The organism is Streptosporangium longisporum, assembly GCF_039534895.1.
In the GTDB taxonomy this organism is placed as follows: domain Bacteria; phylum Actinomycetota; class Actinomycetes; order Streptosporangiales; family Streptosporangiaceae; genus Streptosporangium; species Streptosporangium longisporum.
In genome coordinates, this window is the sequence record NZ_BAAAWD010000006.1 from 573,951 (window position 1) to 591,995 (window position 18,045).

General features: G+C 74.0%; 14 protein-coding genes and 1 pseudogene. 7 read left to right on the top strand and 8 right to left on the bottom strand.

Features of this window, described 5'->3' with window-relative positions; all coding sequences use genetic code 11:
* Positions 1 to 55: 55 nt before the first annotated feature.
* Entirely contained in the window at positions 56 to 802 is a 747-nt protein-coding gene (locus ABD832_RS06520; RefSeq protein WP_344889817.1) for an SDR family NAD(P)-dependent oxidoreductase, read from the top strand.
* A gap of 66 nt (positions 803 to 868) precedes the next feature.
* Here the strand turns inward: ABD832_RS06520 and ABD832_RS06525 are convergent, their stop codons facing one another.
* From ABD832_RS06525 to ABD832_RS06540, 4 genes are read right to left on the bottom strand one after another with little or no spacing between them, the layout of a single operon-like run.
* Entirely contained in the window at positions 869 to 2,404 is a 1,536-nt protein-coding gene (locus tag ABD832_RS06525) for a DUF885 family protein (protein ID WP_344889819.1), read from the bottom strand.
* Between the two features lie 30 nt (positions 2,405 to 2,434).
* Positions 2,435 to 5,188 carry a helix-turn-helix transcriptional regulator gene (locus ABD832_RS06530; protein WP_344889822.1) on the bottom strand — a complete coding sequence of 918 codons (2,754 nt, stop codon included), beginning with the start codon at positions 5,186 to 5,188 and terminating at the stop codon, positions 2,435 to 2,437.
* A 46-nt stretch (positions 5,189 to 5,234) separates the two neighbouring features.
* Positions 5,235 to 6,218 carry a zinc-binding dehydrogenase gene (locus ABD832_RS06535; RefSeq protein ID WP_344889824.1) on the bottom strand — a complete coding sequence of 328 codons (984 nt, stop codon included), beginning with the start codon at positions 6,216 to 6,218 and terminating at the stop codon, positions 5,235 to 5,237.
* Positions 6,219 to 6,253: 35 nt separating this feature from the next.
* The gene (locus ABD832_RS06540; protein WP_344889827.1) at positions 6,254 to 6,862 is read right to left on the bottom strand and encodes an NADPH-dependent FMN reductase; all 609 of its coding nucleotides are present in this window, start codon (positions 6,860 to 6,862) and stop codon (positions 6,254 to 6,256) included.
* A gap of 173 nt (positions 6,863 to 7,035) precedes the next feature.
* On the opposite strand from ABD832_RS06540, the gene ABD832_RS06545 reads away from it, so the two are divergent.
* Both ABD832_RS06545 and lanL read left to right on the top strand, forming a co-directional pair.
* Entirely contained in the window at positions 7,036 to 8,424 is a 1,389-nt protein-coding gene (locus ABD832_RS06545; protein ID WP_344889830.1) for an MFS transporter, read from the top strand.
* 373 nt (positions 8,425 to 8,797) lie between these two features.
* Positions 8,798 to 11,944: a class IV lanthionine synthetase LanL gene (gene lanL / locus ABD832_RS06550; RefSeq protein ID WP_344889833.1), complete on the top strand. Its 3,147-nt coding sequence runs from the start codon at positions 8,798 to 8,800 to the stop codon at positions 11,942 to 11,944.
* 311 nt (positions 11,945 to 12,255) lie between these two features.
* Here lanL and ABD832_RS06555 read toward each other — a convergent pair whose 3' ends face one another.
* Complete coding sequence (locus ABD832_RS06555; RefSeq protein ID WP_344889835.1) at positions 12,256 to 13,659, bottom strand: pyridoxal phosphate-dependent decarboxylase family protein; 1,404 nt, start codon at positions 13,657 to 13,659, stop codon at positions 12,256 to 12,258.
* A 68-nt stretch (positions 13,660 to 13,727) separates the two neighbouring features.
* On the opposite strand from ABD832_RS06555, the gene ABD832_RS06560 reads away from it, so the two are divergent.
* From ABD832_RS06560 to ABD832_RS42050, 3 genes and pseudogenes are all read left to right on the top strand, one after another.
* The gene (locus tag ABD832_RS06560; RefSeq protein ID WP_344889838.1) at positions 13,728 to 14,195 is read left to right on the top strand and encodes an Lrp/AsnC family transcriptional regulator; all 468 of its coding nucleotides are present in this window, start codon (positions 13,728 to 13,730) and stop codon (positions 14,193 to 14,195) included.
* 99 nt (positions 14,196 to 14,294) lie between these two features.
* Complete coding sequence (locus ABD832_RS06565; RefSeq protein ID WP_344889840.1) at positions 14,295 to 14,690, top strand: DUF397 domain-containing protein; 396 nt, start codon at positions 14,295 to 14,297, stop codon at positions 14,688 to 14,690.
* A pseudogene (locus ABD832_RS42050) lies at positions 14,639 to 14,800 on the top strand (IS30 family transposase); the annotation flags it as partial. The gene ABD832_RS06565 and the pseudogene ABD832_RS42050, both read left to right, overlap by 52 nt.
* Here ABD832_RS42050 and ABD832_RS06570 read toward each other — a convergent pair.
* Positions 14,766 to 15,056, bottom strand: a complete 291-nt coding sequence (locus ABD832_RS06570; protein ID WP_344889843.1) for a hypothetical protein — start codon at positions 15,054 to 15,056, stop codon at positions 14,766 to 14,768. The pseudogene ABD832_RS42050 and the gene ABD832_RS06570 sit on opposite strands and share 35 nt — an antisense overlap.
* 640 nt (positions 15,057 to 15,696) lie before the next feature.
* Between ABD832_RS06570 and ABD832_RS06575 the strand changes: the two genes are divergently transcribed.
* Complete coding sequence (locus tag ABD832_RS06575; protein WP_344889846.1) at positions 15,697 to 16,233, top strand: hypothetical protein; 537 nt, start codon at positions 15,697 to 15,699, stop codon at positions 16,231 to 16,233.
* Positions 16,234 to 16,283: 50 nt separating this feature from the next.
* Here ABD832_RS06575 and ABD832_RS06580 read toward each other — a convergent pair whose 3' ends face one another.
* Both ABD832_RS06580 and ABD832_RS06585 read right to left on the bottom strand, forming a co-directional pair.
* Positions 16,284 to 16,763, bottom strand: coding sequence for a MarR family winged helix-turn-helix transcriptional regulator (locus tag ABD832_RS06580; protein ID WP_344889848.1), 480 nt, complete (start codon positions 16,761 to 16,763; stop codon positions 16,284 to 16,286).
* Positions 16,756 to 18,018, bottom strand: a complete 1,263-nt coding sequence (locus ABD832_RS06585; RefSeq protein ID WP_344889851.1) for an FAD-dependent oxidoreductase — start codon at positions 18,016 to 18,018, stop codon at positions 16,756 to 16,758. Before ABD832_RS06585 ends, ABD832_RS06580 begins: the two co-directional genes overlap by 8 nt.
* Positions 18,019 to 18,045 lie beyond the last annotated feature (27 nt).

Below are 18,045 nucleotides of genomic sequence, written 5' to 3' on the forward strand. Positions count from 1 at the left end.
TGACCGATCGGCCACCGGGTTAACGTTGGAGACCACCGGCGGTCGAGGAGGCCCCATGACGAGCAGCGGAGTCGTCGTCACCGGCGGGGCGTCGGGGATCGGCCGCGCCTGCGCGCTGGCGCTGGCCGAGGCCGGGCGCCCGGTCGCGATCTGGGACCTGGACGGGCCGGGCGCCAAGGAGACCGCCTCGTTCGTCGCCATGAACGGGGCCGCCGCGGTCGCCGTGACCGTCGACGTCACCGACGCCTCGGCCTTCCCCGCCGCGATCGCCGTCAGCCGCGACGCCCTCGGGCGGATCGGCGGGCTGGTCCACGCGGCCGGGATCGCCGCGCCCATGGCCCTCGGCGACCTGACCGAGGACGCCTGGGACGCGGTCCTCGACGTCAACCTGCGCGCGCACGCCATGCTGGTCAAGGCCCTGCTGCCGGACCTGCGCGGGCAGGAGGGCGCCGCGGTCGTCGGCGTCTCCTCGATCGAGGGCCTGGTCGGGCAGGCGTTCATCCCGGCGTACTGCTCCTCCAAGGCCGGGATGCTCGGCCTGACCCGGTCCATGGCCCACGAGCTGGTGCCGATCCGGGTGAACGCCGTCTGCCCCGGCTACATCGACACCCCGATGCTCGTCCACGCCACCGGTGGCGACCCCGGCCACCTGGAGTCCTTCAGGACCAGGTCGCCCCTGGGCCGCCTGGGCCGCCCCGGTGAGGTCGCCGCGGCCGTACGGTTCCTGCTGAGCGACGAGGCGTCCTTCATCACCGGCGCCCACCTGGTCGTCGACGGCGGGACCACGGCCGTGGACCGCTGACCGGCGATCACCGGTCAGCGGTCACCGAGGGCGGGAAAGGCCCCGCAGGCCCGCCCGCCGGGGCCCTCAGGCGGGGACGGGCGCCGTCCCCAGCGCGTGGCCGAGCAGGCCCAGCGGAGGGGAGCCGAGGTCGAGCATGGCGGTGTGGAAGCGCTTGAGCCCGAAGCCGGAGCCCCACTCGGCCCTGGCGCGCTCGCGCAGGTCGAGGATCTCCAGCTTGCCCCAGGTGTAGCGGCCGTAGGTGGGGTCGAAGGTGGCACGCGCCGCCTCCGACAGGGCCGCGGGACCGGCGATGTGGGTGTCGGCGGTGAAGCGGCGGGCCCCCTCCTCGACGGTCATCGCGCCGGAGTGCACGCCGATCGCGCAGGCCAGCCGGGTCACCCGCAGGAGCGCCTCCAGGCACACGCCGATCTCGAAGCGCGGGTCGCCGGGCGCGAAGCCCTCCTCCACGCACAGTTCCTCGGCGTAGTGCGCCCAGCCCTCGGCGAAGGCCAGCGACATCAGCGTCCGCCGCACGTCGGAGCGGACGTGGCGCAGGGCACGGCCGTGCGAGAAGTGCCCGGGGGCGACCTCGTGCACGTTGATCGCCGGGAGCGTGGTCTCGCTGAAGACCTCCAGCCACTCCTCGATGTCGCGCTCGGGCCAGGAGGGGTCGGGCGGGGTGACGTGGTACCAGGAGGGACCGTCGGGTTCGCCCGGCGCCGCCCAGCTCATCATCGCCATCGCCCACCGGCGCGACTCGGGCGCGATGCCGACCAGGCACTCCCCGTCGTGGTGGGGCACCAGGTCCTTTTCCCTGGTGAACGCGATCGCCCGCTCGGTGCCGACCCTGGCCGCCTCGATCACGCCCCCGGGACCGGGGTGGTCCCTGACGAGCTCGCGCGCGACGTCCAGCGGCTGCCGGCCGGCGAAGCCCAGGGCGGCACAGGCCTCCGCCAGCCGGGCCATCAGCCGGTCGCGTTCGGCGTCGGCGCGCTCGGCGAGGCGTCCCAGGTCGACCGGGAGGCCCTCGCCCGTGCCCATCAGCCGGGCCAGGCCGTCGGCACCGAGGGAGGCGTCCGGGTCCCCGGAACGGGCGGCCTTCTCGACGTGCTCCACCAGCCGGGCGTGGGCCCTGAACGCGGCCTCGCGCGCGCTCTCCTTGGCGTCCCCGGGCACCCCGGACCCCAGGCCGCGCACCGCTCCGAGCAGCGCGGTCGCGACCGGCGCGCTGAGCATGTCGAGGGAGGCCACGGCGTTGTCCACCGCCTCGGGCCACAGGGCGAGGTGGGCGTGCTTGGCGGCCTCCCGGTCGACCTCGGGCGCGTACTCGCGGTCGTAGGTGGCCAGGTCGAGGTTGCCCAGGTGCTCCAGGGGGTTGCGCCGGTGCAGCTGCAGCTCGCCGAACTGCACCCGCAGGGCCTCCTCGAAGATCTGCAGGTGGGCGGCGTCGTAGGGGTCGGCGGGCAGCGGCCCCCGGCCCAGCGCGGCCAGCCCGGCGCGCACCCCCTCCGGGGACAGGTCCTGGATCATGCCGTCGTACTCGTGCCGCCCGGCCATTTCCCTGACGCCGGAGACGGTGAGGTCGCAGACCGCACGAAGGCGGCCGTCGGGTTCGGTCATGACCGCGACGCTACAACAGGGCACGCGCCGCTAGCCCGTCTCCGCCGAGAGGTCGAGCCGGGCGAGCTCACCGCGGGTGGCGACGCCCAGTTTGGGATAGGCGTTGTACAGGTGGTGGCCCACGGTCCTGGGGCTGAGGAAGAGCTGGGCGCCGATGTCGCGGTTGCTCAGGCCCGCCGCGGCGAGCCGTACGACCTGGAACTCCTGCGGGGAGAGGCTGCTCAGCGGGCCGGTGCGGCGATCCCGCGCGGCCAGGCTCTCGCCGGAGGCGCGCAGCTCGGTGCGGGCACGGGCGGCCCACGGCGCGGCGCCGAGCCGTTCGAAGATCTCCAGGGCGGAGCGGAGCGGCGGGCGGGCGTCCGACCTGCGGCGGGAGCGGCGCAGCCATTCGCCGTACAGCAGCTCGGTCCTGGCCCGGTCGAAGGGGCGTTCCCCGGTGCGGTGCAGCCGGACCGCCCGCGCGTAGTACGCGCCGGCCTCCTCCTCGTCGTCAGCGAGCAGCGCCCGGCACCGCAGCGCGACGGCACCGGCCCAGGGCTGCCCGGTCTGCTCGGCCCAGCCCCGGTAGCGGCGGCAGGACTCCGCGGCGCGCCCGGGGAGCCCGAGGCGGGCCGCGGCCTCGACGAGGTCGGGCAGGCTGGAGAGGGTGTCCAGCCGGTTGGGGCCGGCCGTGACGCCCTCCAGCCGGTGCAGGGCGGCCTCGTGCCTGCCGAGGCCGAGGTCGAGGAGGCTGAGCGCGCACGCGGCCCACACCGGGTTCGCGCCGGTCCCCCGCGCCAGGACCTCCTTCACCAGGTCGGCGCAGCGCTCCTGGTCGCCCTCGACGGCCGCGATCTGGGCCAGGACGACCGCGTGGTAGCCCTCGTGGTCGCTCTGACCGGTGTCGTGCGCGATGCGCAGCCCCTCGGTGCCGCTCGCCAGCGCGTCGCGGTACCGCCCCTGGGGCATCTGCGCTCTGGCCAGCAGCGCCAAGGCGCGCGGCAGCACGCCGATCGCGCCCTCGGTACGGCAGTCCCGCACCAGGGCGACGGCCAGGTCGTGGGCCGCGACGTGCTCACCGAGCATCAGATGCCACCAGGTGACCCGCGCGCGTTCCCGGAAGCCCGCCCGGTGCGGCCCGCCCGCCGTGAGGCCGATCAGTTCGCGCAGCGCCGGCAGCCCGTCCCCGACCTCGTCGGCCGCCAGGCCGGTGAGCCCCGCGGCCACCCGGACGAGGGCCCGTACGCGGTCGTCGGGGGCGTGGCCCAGGGTGCGGGCCCGTTCCACGACGCCGGTGACGGCCGCGAGGTCACCGGCGAACCAGGCGGCCTCGACCGCGTCGAAGAGCATGGCCGCCGTCGTGTCCGGGTCGTGCCCGGCGGTGGAGAGCACCGCCTCGGCGAGGATCTCGTGGGCCACCTTCGGCTGCCCCCGCTCGCCGGCGACGGTGGCCCGGACCCTGGCGACCTCCGCCGCCGTCGTCGGGTCCAGGGCGTGCGGGACGGCCTGGTCGGCCAGGGTGACCGCCCGGTCGAGCTGCCCGGCGTCGACGGCGGCCCGTGCCGCCACGGCCAGGCGCCTGCCCCTGCCGCGCCGGTCGGGGCTGAGCGAGGCCGCGCGTTCGTAGGCCGCGGCGATCGCCGCGTACCCGCCGCGTGCGCGCGCGTGCTCGGCGCTGCGCTCCAGGGCGGCGGCGACCTCCTCGTCGGGACGCGTGCTGGCGGCGGCCAGGTGCCAGGCGCGCCGGTCGGCGTCGGCGTGCGTCCCCAGGGTGTCGGCCAGGGCCCGGTGCACCGCGATCCGCCGGCTCAGCGTGGCCCCCCGGTAGGCGGCGGCCCGGATCAGCGGGTGCCGGAAGACCAGCCGGTCCTCGGTGAACAGCAGCAGGCGCCTGTGCTCGGCCGGTTCCAGGTCCTCGACGTCCGCGCCGAGCCGCGCGGCGGCCCCGAGCACGACGGCCGGATCGCCGGTGTCGTCGGCCGCGGCGACCAGCAGGAGGGTGCGGGTGCGCTCGGGCAGGGTGGCGATCCGGTCGGTGAAGGTCTGCTGGATCCGGCTGTGCGTCGGCAGCGTCCCCAGGTTGTACGGGTAGGCGGGCAGCTGGCCCTCGCGCTGCGCGGCCGACAGCTCCAGCAGGGCCAGCGGGTTGCCCCGGGCCTCGCGCAGGATCTGCTCCCGCACGTGCCGGGGCAGGTCGGCGGCGTGCCCGGCCAGCAGGTCCGCGGCGGTCGTCCCGTCCAGCCCGGACAGGCGCATCTCTGTGAGGCCGGGCGCGGGGAAGGCGGGCGCGTGCAGGTCGCGGGCGGCGAAGACCAGGACGATGCCCTCGGCGCCGAGGCGCCGGGCGGCGAACAGCAGGACCTCGGCGGAGGCGTGGTCGAGCCAGTGGGCGTCGTCGACCAGGCACAGCAGCGGGCGGTCCTCGGCCAGGTCCGCCAGCAGGGTCAGGACCGCCAGGCCGGTCAGGAACCGGTCGCCGCCGGACACGGGCGCGCCGCCGGGCACGGGCGCCATCCCCAGCGCGCCGCGCAGAGCCCGCGCCTGCCTGTCGGGGAGGGCGTCGACGTGGTCGGCGACCCCCCGCAGGAGCAGGTGCAGGCCGGCGAACGGCAGCTCGCTCTCCGACTCGATCCCGACCCCGCGCAGCACCCGCATGTCACCGGCCGCCGCCGCCGCGTGGTCGAGCAGGGCGGACTTCCCGATCCCGGCCTCCCCGCGGACGACCAGCGCCCCGCTCCGGCGGCTGCGGGCGTCGGACAGGAGGCGGTCGATGACCGCCAGCTCGTCGGTACGCCCGTGGAACATGACTAGAAGCTACTCAACCGATGTGCGCGGCCCGCAGGTGACCTGCTCAGGGGACCAGCACGACCTTGCCCACGGTGGCCCGCGTCTCCAGGGCCGTGTGCGCCAGCGCGGCCTCGGCGAGCGCGAACCGCTGGACCTCCGGGACGAGCCGGCCGGACGCCGCCTCGGCGAGCGAGCGCTCCTCCAGGCCGCGCAGCCCCCCGGGCGCCTTCAGGATCCGCGGGCCCAGGGCGACCGAGGCGGTCAGGCAGCGGGCGTAGAGGTCGCCGGTGGACAGCTCGGTCGGCTTCCCCGCCGACCAGCCGAACATGACGAACCGGCCGCCGACGCCGAGCAGTTCCAGGGCGGTACGGCCCAGGGCTCCGCCCACCCCGTCGAAGGCGACCGTCACCTCGCGCCCGTTCAGCGCGTCGCGCACCCGGCCGCCCCAGTCGGGCGTGTCGTAGTCGACGGCGATCGACGCCCCCAGCCGTCGGACCCGCTCGGTCTTGGCCGGGCCTCCGGCCACGCCCACGACGGTCGCGCCGAGGTTCCGCGCCGCCTGGACGAGCAGGTTGCCGATCCCGCCGGCGGCCGCGGTCACCAGCACCACGTCGTCCGACACGATCTGCCCGACGTCGAGGATGCCCATGGTGGTGCGGCCGGTGCCGATCATCGCCACCGCGACGTCGTCCGCCAGGCCGTCGGGGAGCGCGTGCACCGCCTCGGCCTCGCGGACCGCGAACTCGGCGTAGCCGCCGCTGGCCAGGCCCAGGTGGGCGACGACCCTGCGGCCCAGCCAGCTCTCCTCGACGCCCTCGCCCACCGCGTCGACGACGCCGGCCACCTCGCGGCCGGGGGTCATCGGCAGGTCCGGGAGCGGGAAGGGCAGCTCGCCGGCGGAACCGGCGCGGATGGAGGTGTCCATGAGGTGGACCCCGGCGGCCCGTACCGCGATGCGGACCTGTCCCGGGCCGGGCGAGGGGTCCTCGACCTCCTCGTGGAGCAGGTTCTCGGCGGGGCCGAAGGCGTACTGCCGGATGGCGTGCATGACGATCTCCTGAATCGGTTCGGTGAGGGGACGGATCAGCCGGTGTAGGGCCGCCTGGACCTGGCCTCCCGCAGCGTGTGGCCCCACCAGGCGAGCTGGCCGAGCATGGACGCGGCCGCCGCGTCGCACCCCTCGGGCCGGTGGGGCCGGCCGTCGGGGTCGAACCGGTCGTGCGCGCCGTGGAAGCTGACCGTGTCGCGGACGGTCACCGCGTGCAGCTCGGCGAACACCTGCCGCAGGTGCTCCACCGCGCGCAGCCCGCCGGCCATGCCCCCGTAGGAGACGAAGCCGATCGGTTTGGCCTGCCATTCGGTGAAGTGCCAGTCGATGGCGCTCTTGAGCGACGCGGGGAAGCTGTGGTTGTACTCCGGGGTCACGACGACGTACGCGTCGGCCGCGGCCAGCCGCGGGGTGATCGCGGCCACCTCGGGCGGGGGCTCGTTGGTGAGCGTGGCGGGCAGCCGGGCCTCGGCCAGGTCCAGCACGTCGACGTCCATGTCGCCGTGCCGCTCGGCCCGGCCGGTGAACCACCGGGCCACGGTCGGGGCGAAACGTCCCTCCCTGGTGCTGCCGATGATGATCGCCAGACGCAGCCGGTCCTGGGACACCGTGATCTCCTTCATGTCGTGTTCGGTCGGTGACACCGACGGTAGGAGGAGGCGGGACGGCGCCGCATGAGTCATATGACTGGTGTCTCACGGCGACCGGCACGGCCCCCCGCAGGCGGGCCCCGGCCCCGCGTGACCTGCGCGTCCGGTCGCCGGCGCCAGTCGATCGACAGAAGCGCCGCGGCGCGTCCCTCCCTAGCGTCGTGACCATGAACGAGCACGGGACACCGACCACGGCCGGGGCCGTGGAGCGCACGCGATGGGGACCGGTGGTGGCGCTCGCCATGGCGATGCTGGTCGTCTCGGTCGAGATGAGCCTGGCGGCGGTCACCCTGCCGGTGATCGGGGCCGAGATGGGCGTCGGCCCCGCCGCGACCGCCTGGGTGCTGCTGGCCTACGTCCTGCCCACGGCGGCCCTGGCCGTCCCCGCGGGCCGGTGGGTGGACCGCGCCGACCTGCGGTCGGTGCTCATGGTCGCGGTGACCGGGGTGGGGCTGACGAGCCTGCTGGCGGCGTTCGCGCCGGCGTTCTGGACACTCCTGGTCGCCCGGGTGCTGCAGGGGATCGCGGGGGGCCTGGTCGTCGCGATCTACATGCCCGTCGTACGGACGAGCGTCCGGGCCGAGCACCGCGGCCGCGCCCTGGGCTACATCGCCACGATCATGCCCCTCGGCACGATGGCCGGCGCGTCGCTGGGAGGGCTCGTGGCCGGGGCCTACGGGTGGCGCCCGGTCTTCCTGCTGAAGATCCCGATCCTGCTCGTCGTGCTGTGGCTGGGGTACCGCACCGTTCCCGGCGGCCGGGGCGGGCTGCCCGCGCCGGACCGGTCGCTGCTGGGCGAGGTCGCGATCCTGGGGGGCGCGGTCGCCGCCCTGCTCCTGGCGTTCGACCGGGTCGGCGGCGGCGCGGTCGTCGTCGTACCGCTCGCGGTCACCGCCCTGGCGCTGGCCGTGGCGTGGAGCCGGCTGCCCGCCTCCCGGCCGGTGATCACGCTCGTCCGCCGCCGCGCGTACGGCCTGCCGCTGGCCGCCCTGCTCTTGATGAGCTCGGTCGTCGGGCTGACGCTGTTCCTGCTGCCCTATCTCGTGGCCGACGTGCTGCGGGGCACCCCCGGGACGACGGGGGTCGCGCTGCTGTTCTTCGTCGGCGGGATGGCGGTGTGCTCACCGGTCAGCGGGGCGCTGGCCGACCGGTACCGGCCCAACGTGATCGCCGTCGCGGGCGGCGCGGTGACCCTGGCCGGGACGCTGAGCATGCTCACCCTGGGCCCGTCCGCGGGGCTCGTGGACCTGGCCTGGCGGCTGGCGCTGGTCGGTGCCGGTCAGGGACTGTTCAACGCCCCGAACAACGTCGCGCTGCTGGCCGCGGCACCCTCCGGCATGACGGGCACGGCCGGAGGGGTCGGCGCCACCGTCCGGACCCTCGGCTTCACCGTGGGCCCGGCCGTGACGTCCCTGGCGTGGCATCTGGCCGGGGGCGGGGCCGGCGGCTTCCGCGCCGGTGTGATCGTCCTGGCCTCGGCGCAGGTCGCCGGGCTCGCCGTTCTCGCGGCGGTCCGGGCCGGGCGGCGGGACGGGGAGGAGACCACCACGAATTGAATACTGTAAATACGAAAAATGCGCTTTAAAGGCCGTCGGAATGGGGGCGACGGGTCGCGGATGCGTATTTTTACCTGGCACTCCCGCCGTCCGCCGTGTTCTCTGGTGCAAGCGCCGAAAGGCGAGGGAACGCGGCGGATCCCGCCGCTCGCACATACGCGCGACCACCACCGCCGACCCCGGCGGACCTGGGCACACGTGCCCGGACGGACCTCGGACCGGCCGGTACGACCACCGGCGAGAGGTCCTCGCGCCGCTCTTTCCCGGCGACCCTCGGGTCGTCCCGGGGCGATTCCCACGTGGTCTCCGTGCGTTTCCACGTGGCCTCCAGGTGACGCGGAACCGTGAGAGCAGAAGGGCGGGACGATCTGCCGTGAGAAACGCTCCGGGCGACGACGCCCTCCTGCGTGACATCGCGATCGCCGAGATCGGGCGGGCCCCGGCCCGCGCCTGGTCGATCGCCGACGAGGACTTCTGGTGCCGGATCGCTCCCGTGGGAGGCGTCCTGCCGGCGCAGGGCTGGAAGCTCCACGTCTCCGCGACCATGCTCTCGGCTCCGGTCGTGCTCTCCCGGGTCGTCCGGGTGCTCTCCGCCGAGGGGTGCGCCTTCAAGTTCCCGGCGCGGCTGGACGACTACTGGGAACTCCTGATGCCGCACTGCCCCCGCGCGCAGGCGGGGAAGTTCGTCACCGTCTACCCCGCGGACGACGTCGAGGCGGCCCGGCTGGCCGCCCTCCTGGACGAGGCCACCTGGGGGCTGCCCGGCCCGGCGATCCTGTCGGACCGCCCCTGGCGGCCGGGCGGGATCGTCCACTACCGGTACGGGACCTTCGGCGGGCACCGGGTGCTCGGCAACGACGGGTTCTACGAGCTGCGGATCCGCACACCGGAGGGGAGGGCGATCCCCGACGAGCGGCTGCCGAGGTTCTCGCCACCGTCCTTCGCGACCTCCCCGTTCGCCGCGTTCCCGGCCGCCACGTCCGCGGGCCCCTCCACGCCGGGGATCTCCACTGCGGGGGCCTCCACCTCGGGGGCCTCCACCTCGGGGATCTCCACCTCTGGGGCCTCCACCTCGGGGGTCTCCACTTCCGACGACCCGGCCGGTGGGGCGCGGCCCTCCGGCACCCGCGACGGGACCGGAAGCGGGAACGGGAACGGGAACGGCCGCCCGGCACCGGCGGCCGTGATGCTGAACGGCCGTTTCGTGGTCCGCGAGGCCGTACGACACGCCAACAGGGGCGGCGTGTACCTGGCACGGGACGACGTGAGCGGCGCCGAGGTGGTGATCAAGGAGGGGCGTCCGCACGCGTCGTCCGACCTCGCGGGCCACGACGCCCGTTCCCGGCTGGCGACCGAGCGCTCCCGCCTGAAGGCGCTGGCCGGCACCGGCCTGGTGCCCGCCGTGGTCGACTTCTTCGAGCAGGGCGGGCACGTCTTCCTCGTCGAGGAGCACGTCCCCGGCACGACGCTGCGACGCTGGTCGGAGGAGAACGCCGGTCCCGTCGGGCACGACGGTTTCGGGCACGGGCCCGCCGAGATCCTGCCGATCGTGCGGCGCCTCGTCGAGGCGCTGCGCGCCGTCCACGCGTGCGGGTACGTCTTCCGCGACCTCTCGCCGGACAACGTGATGATCCTTCCCGGCGGGGACCTCCGGCTCATCGACCCGGAGCACGTGGCGGCGCCCGGCGAGATCGTCATGATCGGCGGGACCCCCGGCTACCTGGCCCCGGAGCTGGTGCCGTACGGCGGCAGGTTCCGGCCCGCCCCGGGCCGGGAGGCCGACCTGTTCGGGCTCGGCGGTCTGGTCTACTTCCTCGCGGTGGGCGCGGGGCTGGAACTTCCCGAGGACGGCGTCACCGGCCCGGCCCGGGGACGGCGCCTGCTCGACCACGTCGCCGCGGTGTCCGCGTCCAACCCGGCCCTGGCCCTGCTGCGGCCCCTGGTGGAGGGGCTGGTCACCGAGCCGGAACGACGCTGGCCGCTGGACCGCTGCACCGCGTACCTGGCGGGGCTCGCCACGGACCGCACGCCGCCCCCGGACCACCCACCGGTCGCGGACCGCACACCGGTCGCGGGCCACGCGTCGATCGCGGATCACCCATCGGCCGTGGACCGGGCACCGGTGGCCGATCGTCCCCCGGTCCGTACCGTGACGGACGGCGGGGCGGACGGCGGGGTGGACGACCTGGTGGCGGACGGGTTGGCGTGGCTGGTGGAGACGGCGGACACCTCGGGGCAGGGCCCGTCGCCGTGGCCGGGCGTCCAGCGCGGCGTCGAGGCGGACCCGTGCTCGGTGAACGGGGGCGTACCGGGCATCCTCGGCGTCCTCACCCTCGCCTCCCGCGCACCGCACGACACCGCGAAGGCCGCGAAGGCCGCGAGAACCGCGAAGGCGACGGAGACGGCCGGGCCCGCCGGGGTCGCGGAGCTCGCGGAGCTCGCGGCCGGGGTGACCCGGTGGCTGCGCGGACGCCTCGCCGCCGAGGACCTCTGGCCTCCCGGCCTGTACTTCGGGCGCTCGGGGGCCGTCTGGGCCCTGTACGACGCGGCCGAGGCGGCCGGTGACGGCGAGACCATGGACGTGGCGCTGCGGGCGGCGGCCCGGCTGCCGGTCGCGTACCCGAACTCCGACGTGACGCACGGGCTGGCGGGGGCCGGCATGGCGGTGCTGCGGCTCGCCGTCCGCTCGGGTGACCCCGTGCTCCGTGAGCGGGCCGCGAGGACGTTCGAGAACCTGCACGCCGCGCGCTCCTACCGGCGCGGGCAACCGCGCTGGCCGGTCCCGGAGTCGTTCGACTCCGGGCTGGCGGGCGCCGACCACCTCGGCTTCGCGCACGGGATCGCCGGGATCGGCACGGCGCTGCTCTACGGAGCGGTCGCCCTGGACCGTCCGGAGTGGATGGCGACCGTGCGCGAGGTCGCCGCCGCCCTGGAGGAGCACGCCGACGTCGACGGCGACTGCGCCTGGTGGCCGACCCTGGCCGAGGAGCCCCGCACGCTCCGGCCGCGACGGCCGCATTGGTGCAGCGGGTCGTCGGGCATCGGCTCCTTCCTCGTCCGGTACTGGCGCGCCACCGGCGAGGCCGGTGCGCTGCGGCTGGCCCGGCAGGCGGCGGTCGCGGCGCACCGCACCCGGTGGCAGACGGGGACGGTCCCGTGCCACGGCCTGCCGGGCGAGGGCGAGTTCCTGCTCGACATGGCCGCCTTCACGGGCGAGGACCGCTACCTGCGGCAGGCCGGTGACCTGGCCGGATGCCTGCGGGCACGGGCCGTCTCCCGCTCGGGCAGGACGCTCGTGCCGGACCCGTTCTCCACGGTCGTGCCGACCTTCCTCGGCGGTACGGCCGGCGTCGTCGCCTTCCTCCTGCGCCTCCGGCACGGGCACGCGCGGCCGTGGATGCTCGACGACGTCATGGGGGACGCCTGGCGATCCCCCCTCACAGGCTCACCGCCCGCTCCCGGGCGGTGGAAGGAGAAGCGGCCCGCCGCAGGCGTGGCCACGAGATCGACAGGGAGGTGAACACGATGTCCTTCGACGTTCAGGACCTTCAGGATCTGCAGGAGCGCGAGCCGGCCGCCAACGAGGCCGGTCGCGTGACGAACTGCCGCATCCACATGTTCTGCACCGACAACTGATCACACGGCCCCCTGCCCTCTCCGCGGTCGGGCAGGGGCCCGTCGTCGCACAAGGTCCCCTCGGGGAGGGCCCGTCGTCGCACGCGGTCCCCCCTCGGGCCGGGACCGTCGTCGCAGGGGCACCCCGGGCCGTCGTCGCACGCGGTCATCTCGGGACCGTCGTCGCACGGGTCACCCGGGCCGTTGTCGCACGGGTCACCCCGGGACCGTCCCGCCGTGCACCCGCCCGTCCGGCTCGGCGACGCGGTCCAGCAGCGCCTCCAGCGTCTTGTCGTCGGTGGCCGGGGCCATCACCACCGCCCGCAGGTGCCGGACGCCGCCGATCTCGGTCGAGGTCAGCTGGAACGAGCCGTCCTCCATCAGGCGTTCCCGGACGGCCGCCTGGTCGCCGGTGCCGTACCGGAAGCAGACGATGTTGCTCTCCGGCTCGTACGGGCAGGTGAAGCCCGGCCGGCGCGTGGCCAGCTCCCACAGGCGGTGGGCGGTGGCGTACCGCCGCGCGACGTACTCGCCCAGGCCGCGCTCACCCCGCCAGGCCAGGTTGAGGAAGATCTTCAGGCCCAGCTCGGCCTTGCTGCACTCCACGGTCCTGCCGATGAGGTCGAAGCCCTGCTCGCCGTAGAACAGGTAGCTGGCCTTCTGCCGGAAGGCCGCGTCCAGGTCGCCCTCCCTGCGGGTCAGCACCGCCGCCGCCAGGCTGGAGGTACGGAGCATCTTGTGCGCGTCCCAGATCAGCGAGTCGGCGAGCTCGATCCCGTCCAGCAGGTGGCGGTGCCCCTGCGACAGCAGCGCCGAGGCGCCGTGGGCGCCGTCCACGTGGAACCAGATCCCGTTGGCCGCGCAGAACCCGCCGACGCCGCGCAGGTCGTCGTACAGGCCGGTCCCGGTCGCGCAGGCGTTCGCCACCAGGGCCATCGGACGCCGCCCGGCACGGCGTACCCGCTCCAGGGTCTCGGGCAGGCGCGCGACGTCGATCCTGCCGAGCCCATCCACGTCCAGCGGCATCACGGCCCGCTCCCCCAGGCCGAGGATCGCGGCGGCGCGGGTGAGCGAGTAGTGCGTCGAGGCCGGGACGAGCAGGGCCAGATCGCCCGGTACGCCGTCGGTCCACGCGTCCGGGGCCACCGAGGCCCGCGCGGCCAGCAACGCGGTGAGGTTGGCCAGCGACCCCCCGTGGGTCAGCACCCCGCCGCCCGCCTCGCCGAAGCCCACCGTGGCGAGCATCCAGCGCAGCACCTCGAACTCCACGGTCGCGGCCGAGGCGCCCATCTCGTAGATCGCCATCGGGTTGTTGCTCACCCCGTGGACGAGGTCGGCCAGCGCCGCCGGGAAGTCGGGCACGGCGACCTGGTGGCCGAGGTAGGCGGGGTGGTGCAGCCGGGTGCCCTCGGCGAGGTAGACCCGCAGGAACTCCGCGTGGTCGTCGGCGGTCATCCCGCCCTCGCGGATCCACCGGGCGAGACCGAGCCGTTCGGCCAGCTCGCGCGGGGGCCTGCGGCGGATGACGGGCGGCACGCCCCGCTGGCTCTCGTCGACGTAGGCGGCCAGCTCACCGACGGTCGCGTTCGCCGCGTTCACGAATTCTTCGACATTCCACATCACACGGGGATACTGGTGGAATTCACGGTGGCTCGCCATCCTGTCCGAATCGCGGAGGACCGAAGACGATGAGTGTCGAACTGGATTCGGTGGATCGGCGGATTCTGGTCGAGTTGCAGAAGGATGCGCGGCTGCCCAACAAGGACCTGGCCGAGCGCGTGGGCGTCGCCCCGTCCACCGCGCTGGAGCGGGTGCGTTCCCTGCGCAGGCGCGGAGTGATCGGCGCCTTCCGCGCGGAGGTCGACCCGGCGACGCTGGGCCGTCCCCTGCAGGCGCTGCTCGCCCTGCGGGTCCGACCGCACACCAGCCAGCTCGTGGACCCGCTGCGGGCCTTCGTCCTCGGCCTGCCCGAGACCATCGCCCTGTTCCACGTGGCCGGGCCGCAGGACTTCCTGGTCCACGTGGCGGTCGCCGACGCCGACCGCCTGCACCGGCTCCTGCTGGAGAAGTTCCTGATCCGCCCGGAGATCGTGCACGTCGAGACGACCCTCATCTACCGGACCGAGACCCAGCCCGTCCAGCGGCCCACCGGCTGACCCGCGCTCAGAAGGTGCCGGGGCTGCCCCGGCCCGTGGTCGGCTGGCATGTCCGTGTCTCACTGATGCGGGGAATCGGGTACGACATGATTCGAGTTCATGCACATCTCAGCACGTCTCCACCGGGTTGATCAGAGAGGCGGAGAAAGTGTGGACCTGAGCAAGGAGCTGGAGAACGCGGTCTGGCGTAAGGCGACCAAGAGCGGCCCCAACGGCGGCGACTGCCTTGAGGTGGCTCCGCTGTCCGGGGGGAAGGGTCGGCCTGCGCGACACCGAGGCCCCGGAGAAGGCTTCCTTCGTGGTGAGCGTCGGCGTCTGGGACGCGTTCGTCGACGTAGCCAAGAAGGGCGAATTCGACTTCCAAGGTGCCCAAAAGACACAAGGACCCTCAGCCACCTGCTCCTTCTAGCGGTCGTCGCAACACTCCGGCTTGAAGGGGTGCGATGGACCTCGAGATCTGGAAGAACCGGAGATCGCAGGAGTCACGAGCCCTGATGCGTGAGCAGGAGGAATATTTCCGACTCACGCATCAGGGCTTCAGTACGCGCGAGGCAGCCCGGATCGTGGGAATCAACCTGCGAACCGGCAAGAAGTGGAGGACCGGGCAGCACTCTCCTGGCAAGGCAGGACGGTGTCCGGGCCGTAGAGGTCATCGGTGGACAGTTCGTCCTGGCCAAGGTGGGTTCGCATGCTGACGGCAATGCTCAGGATGCGTTCGGCTCTGTCGGCGACTCCGGTGCGGTGTTCCAGCGCTTCCAGGCGGCGTTCGAGCACTTGAGCGGCGTGCTGGGTTTCCTCGGCCAACCGGACGACCCGGCGGGCGAGGCCATGAAGGGGCTCGTGCTCGAGGTGCACGCTCATCGTCGCCCCACCCCCTTCGGTCACGTCCCCTGGGCTGGAGCTTCAGCGTAGCTTGTGGCCGCGTCGTCACAGGGGTTCCACAAGGCCCCCCTTCGTGGTGAGCACCGGCGGCTGGGACGCCTTCATCGACGGAACCGAGAAGGGCGAGTTCGACTTCCAGTTTCTGCTCCGGAGACACGAGTGCCTCCCGGTCGACGACCGGGAGGCTCTCGTCGTACAGCAGCGCTTTCGTGTCCCAACTCCACGGCGAGCAGAACCTTGAGGAGGGAGGCCATAAGTGGTGAATCCGAGGATTCCGCTCGACGAGGTACGGCCTACCGGCCTTCCATCTCATCGCCTTACGTGTTCTGTAGAATTAGCTCTACATCAGGTATCATCATTCCTGCATGGATCGGCATCCCAACAAGGAGATACGAGCGGCGATCGATTACATGATCACCGCAGGCTGGATCGTCGAGAAGGCAGGAGGCCATGCCTGGGGACGTGCCTCATGTCCCGGAGGGCATCGAGGATGCAAACCTCCCACGTCCATCTGGTCGACACCGCGCTCACCCGAGGAGCACGCCAAGCGGCTGCGACGTCTCGTCGACCAGTGCCCGCACGGGTTCGAGAACGACCTACCAGAGGGAGGGTGAGTCCCATGACCGTCTACAGTTTCGAACTCCGCTTCACGGCTCCGAGCGGTGAAGCGGTGATCGACGCTCTGTACGAGGCCGGATGGGACGACGCCACAGTGTCACTCGATCCCGCCGCGGGAGGGCCCGGTGTCGCCGCGTTCGATCGTGAGGCCGCCGGGGCGGTGGAGGCCGTCGCGTCCGCGATCGCCCAGGGACGCTCGGCGGGAGTCGAGGTGACCGGGGTGAGCGAGGACCTCGTGACGCTCGCCGAGATCGCCGACCGTACCGGCCGGACCTTCGCCACGGCCGATCACTGGGCCGTCGGCCGCCGCGGGCCGGGAGACTTCCCCGAACCGAAGGTGCGGCGTCCCCGCGTGAGCCTGTGGTCGTGGGCCGAGGTGGCGACCTGGCTTCACAGGAATCGCCTTGCCGAGGTCTCGTCCATGGAAGTGGAGCTCGCCGAGGTGTGCGAGATCGCGGACTCGCTCATCCGCGCCCGACGCCTCCAGCAGCGGCTTCCGGAAAAGGATCGCGAGCGGCTCCGCCATGCGGTGGCCTGACGCCGGTCTTTGCCAGCCGAGGACCTTCGGTGCGGCAACGACGCATCCGATCACTCGGATCCGGGACCTCCCCCGGAGGACAGGGTGGCGCGGACGGTGCGGAGCATCCGGACCAGTTCGGCGGCGTCCGTGTCCGACAGCCCCATGGCCTGCGGGGCGTTGAAGGCCATGACGCCGGGCAGGGCGCGGCCGAGGATCGCCCGACCCTCGGCGGTGATGCGCAGTGCCGCGCGGCGTCCGCGCCCGCCCGGCCCGTCGCGCTCGACGAGGCCGCGCTCGATCAGGGACGCGGCCACCTCGCCGAGGCTCTGCGGCCGCACCATGATCGTTCGGGCGAGTTCGGCCTGGCTGAGGTCGTCGCCGTCGGCGAGTGAGGCCAGCACGCCGAACTGGGTGGGGGTGAGCCCGACGGCGCCGAAGACCTCGGTGAAGCCCCGGGCGACGACGTAGGAGGTCTGGATCAGCTCCCAGAGCGGCAGGTCCGGTTCGCCCTCGGGCCATGTCCCCTCGCCGGGCCGCGCCTCAGGCACCGCGGGCCCCGGTGAGGGTGCGGCCCAGCCGTGCGGCGGCGGCGACGGTCGGCAGCGCGATCCGGGAGGCCCGGGTCCCCGCCGGTGTGGCGAGCCGCTGCATCCAGCGCAACGGCTGCATCGACGTGCGCACGGCCTCGCCCGCGTAGGCGGCCATCCGGTTCTGGAAACGGTGCACCGCCAGCGGGATCGTGGACTCCCCGTCCCGTACCAGGAGCAGTTCCTCGGCGAGCACGTCGGCGTCGCGGACGGCGGTGGCCGCGGCCCTGCCCCCGGTGGGAGGCATGGCGTGGACGGCGTCGCCCAGCGCGGTGACGGCACCGGCTGGCCACGGGGTGAGGTCGGCGTCGGGGTCGGCGGCGTGGAAGGCGAAGAAGGCCGCCGTCGCGGGGTCGGCGGCGCGCACCAGCGCGCGTACGGCCCCGTCCCAGCCATGCAGGAGTGAGCCGGCGAGCCGGACCAGCGCGGTGCCGTCGAGCTCGCGCGGCCGGCCGGGGTAGGCCCTGTCCGGCGCCAGCGCACCCCAGATCAGGGTGGGCGGCTCGGTGATCGGCGCGATCTCCGTACAGGTCGCGGAGTCGACCGCGGTACCGGAGCCGGGGTCGTGGACGGTGAGGAACAGCCCGACGCCGCCGGGGCCGAACGCCAGGGCGGGCCCCCGTGCCAGCAACGCGGGGATCAGGGGCCGGGTGCCGGGTGTCAGGGGGGTGCGGCCGGCGATGCCGCTCACCCCGGCCGGGAGGGACGTCGGACGTCCGGCCAGCGCCCGCGCGACGCGCGACCGCACGCCGTCGGCACCGACCAGCAGGTCACCGTGGTCGGTGCCGCCGTCGGCGAAGGACGCGGTGACCGTGCCGTCGGGGTGGGTCCGGTACCCGGTGAACTCCGACCCCAGCCGCAGCGCGTCGCCCAGGCCGTGGGCCAGCAGTCGCCGCAGCGGGATCCGGCCGATCATCAGCGTCTCCGACGCCCGCTCGCGGGGTTCGGCGAACAGCAGCCGCATCCTGTGGTCGGCGACCGCGAACCGGGTGAACGCCTGCGGCCCGGCCGAGCTGGCCAGCAGCGCCTGGTAGTGGGCCGGCGCGAGGTGGCGGCGCAGTGCCGCGCAGGCCCGGTCGTCGAGATGGAGCCGGTATCCGCCGGTGGCCTCCAGAGCCCGGTCGCGCTCGTGCACGACCACGTCGATCCCGTTGCGGCGCAGTGCCTGGGCCAGCGTCAGCCCGCCCATCCCCGCCCCGATGACCAGAACTCTCACGATCCACCCCTTATCAGGCACCTGATA

Coding starts and splice junctions, on each gene's coding strand:
- ABD832_RS06520 (WP_344889817.1), top strand. CDS start 56: ATGACGAGCAGCGGAGTCGTCGTCACCGGCGGGGCGTCGGGGATCGGC.
- ABD832_RS06525 (WP_344889819.1), bottom strand. CDS start 2,404: ATGACCGAACCCGACGGCCGCCTTCGTGCGGTCTGCGACCTCACCGTC.
- ABD832_RS06530 (WP_344889822.1), bottom strand. CDS start 5,188: ATGTTCCACGGGCGTACCGACGAGCTGGCGGTCATCGACCGCCTCCTG.
- ABD832_RS06535 (WP_344889824.1), bottom strand. CDS start 6,218: ATGCACGCCATCCGGCAGTACGCCTTCGGCCCCGCCGAGAACCTGCTC.
- ABD832_RS06545 (WP_344889830.1), top strand. CDS start 7,036: ATGAACGAGCACGGGACACCGACCACGGCCGGGGCCGTGGAGCGCACG.
- ABD832_RS06555 (WP_344889835.1), bottom strand. CDS start 13,659: ATGTGGAATGTCGAAGAATTCGTGAACGCGGCGAACGCGACCGTCGGT.
- ABD832_RS06560 (WP_344889838.1), top strand. CDS start 13,728: ATGAGTGTCGAACTGGATTCGGTGGATCGGCGGATTCTGGTCGAGTTG.
- ABD832_RS06565 (WP_344889840.1), top strand. CDS start 14,295: ATGCACATCTCAGCACGTCTCCACCGGGTTGATCAGAGAGGCGGAGAA.
- ABD832_RS06570 (WP_344889843.1), bottom strand. CDS start 15,056: ATGAGCGTGCACCTCGAGCACGAGCCCCTTCATGGCCTCGCCCGCCGG.
- ABD832_RS06575 (WP_344889846.1), top strand. CDS start 15,697: ATGACCGTCTACAGTTTCGAACTCCGCTTCACGGCTCCGAGCGGTGAA.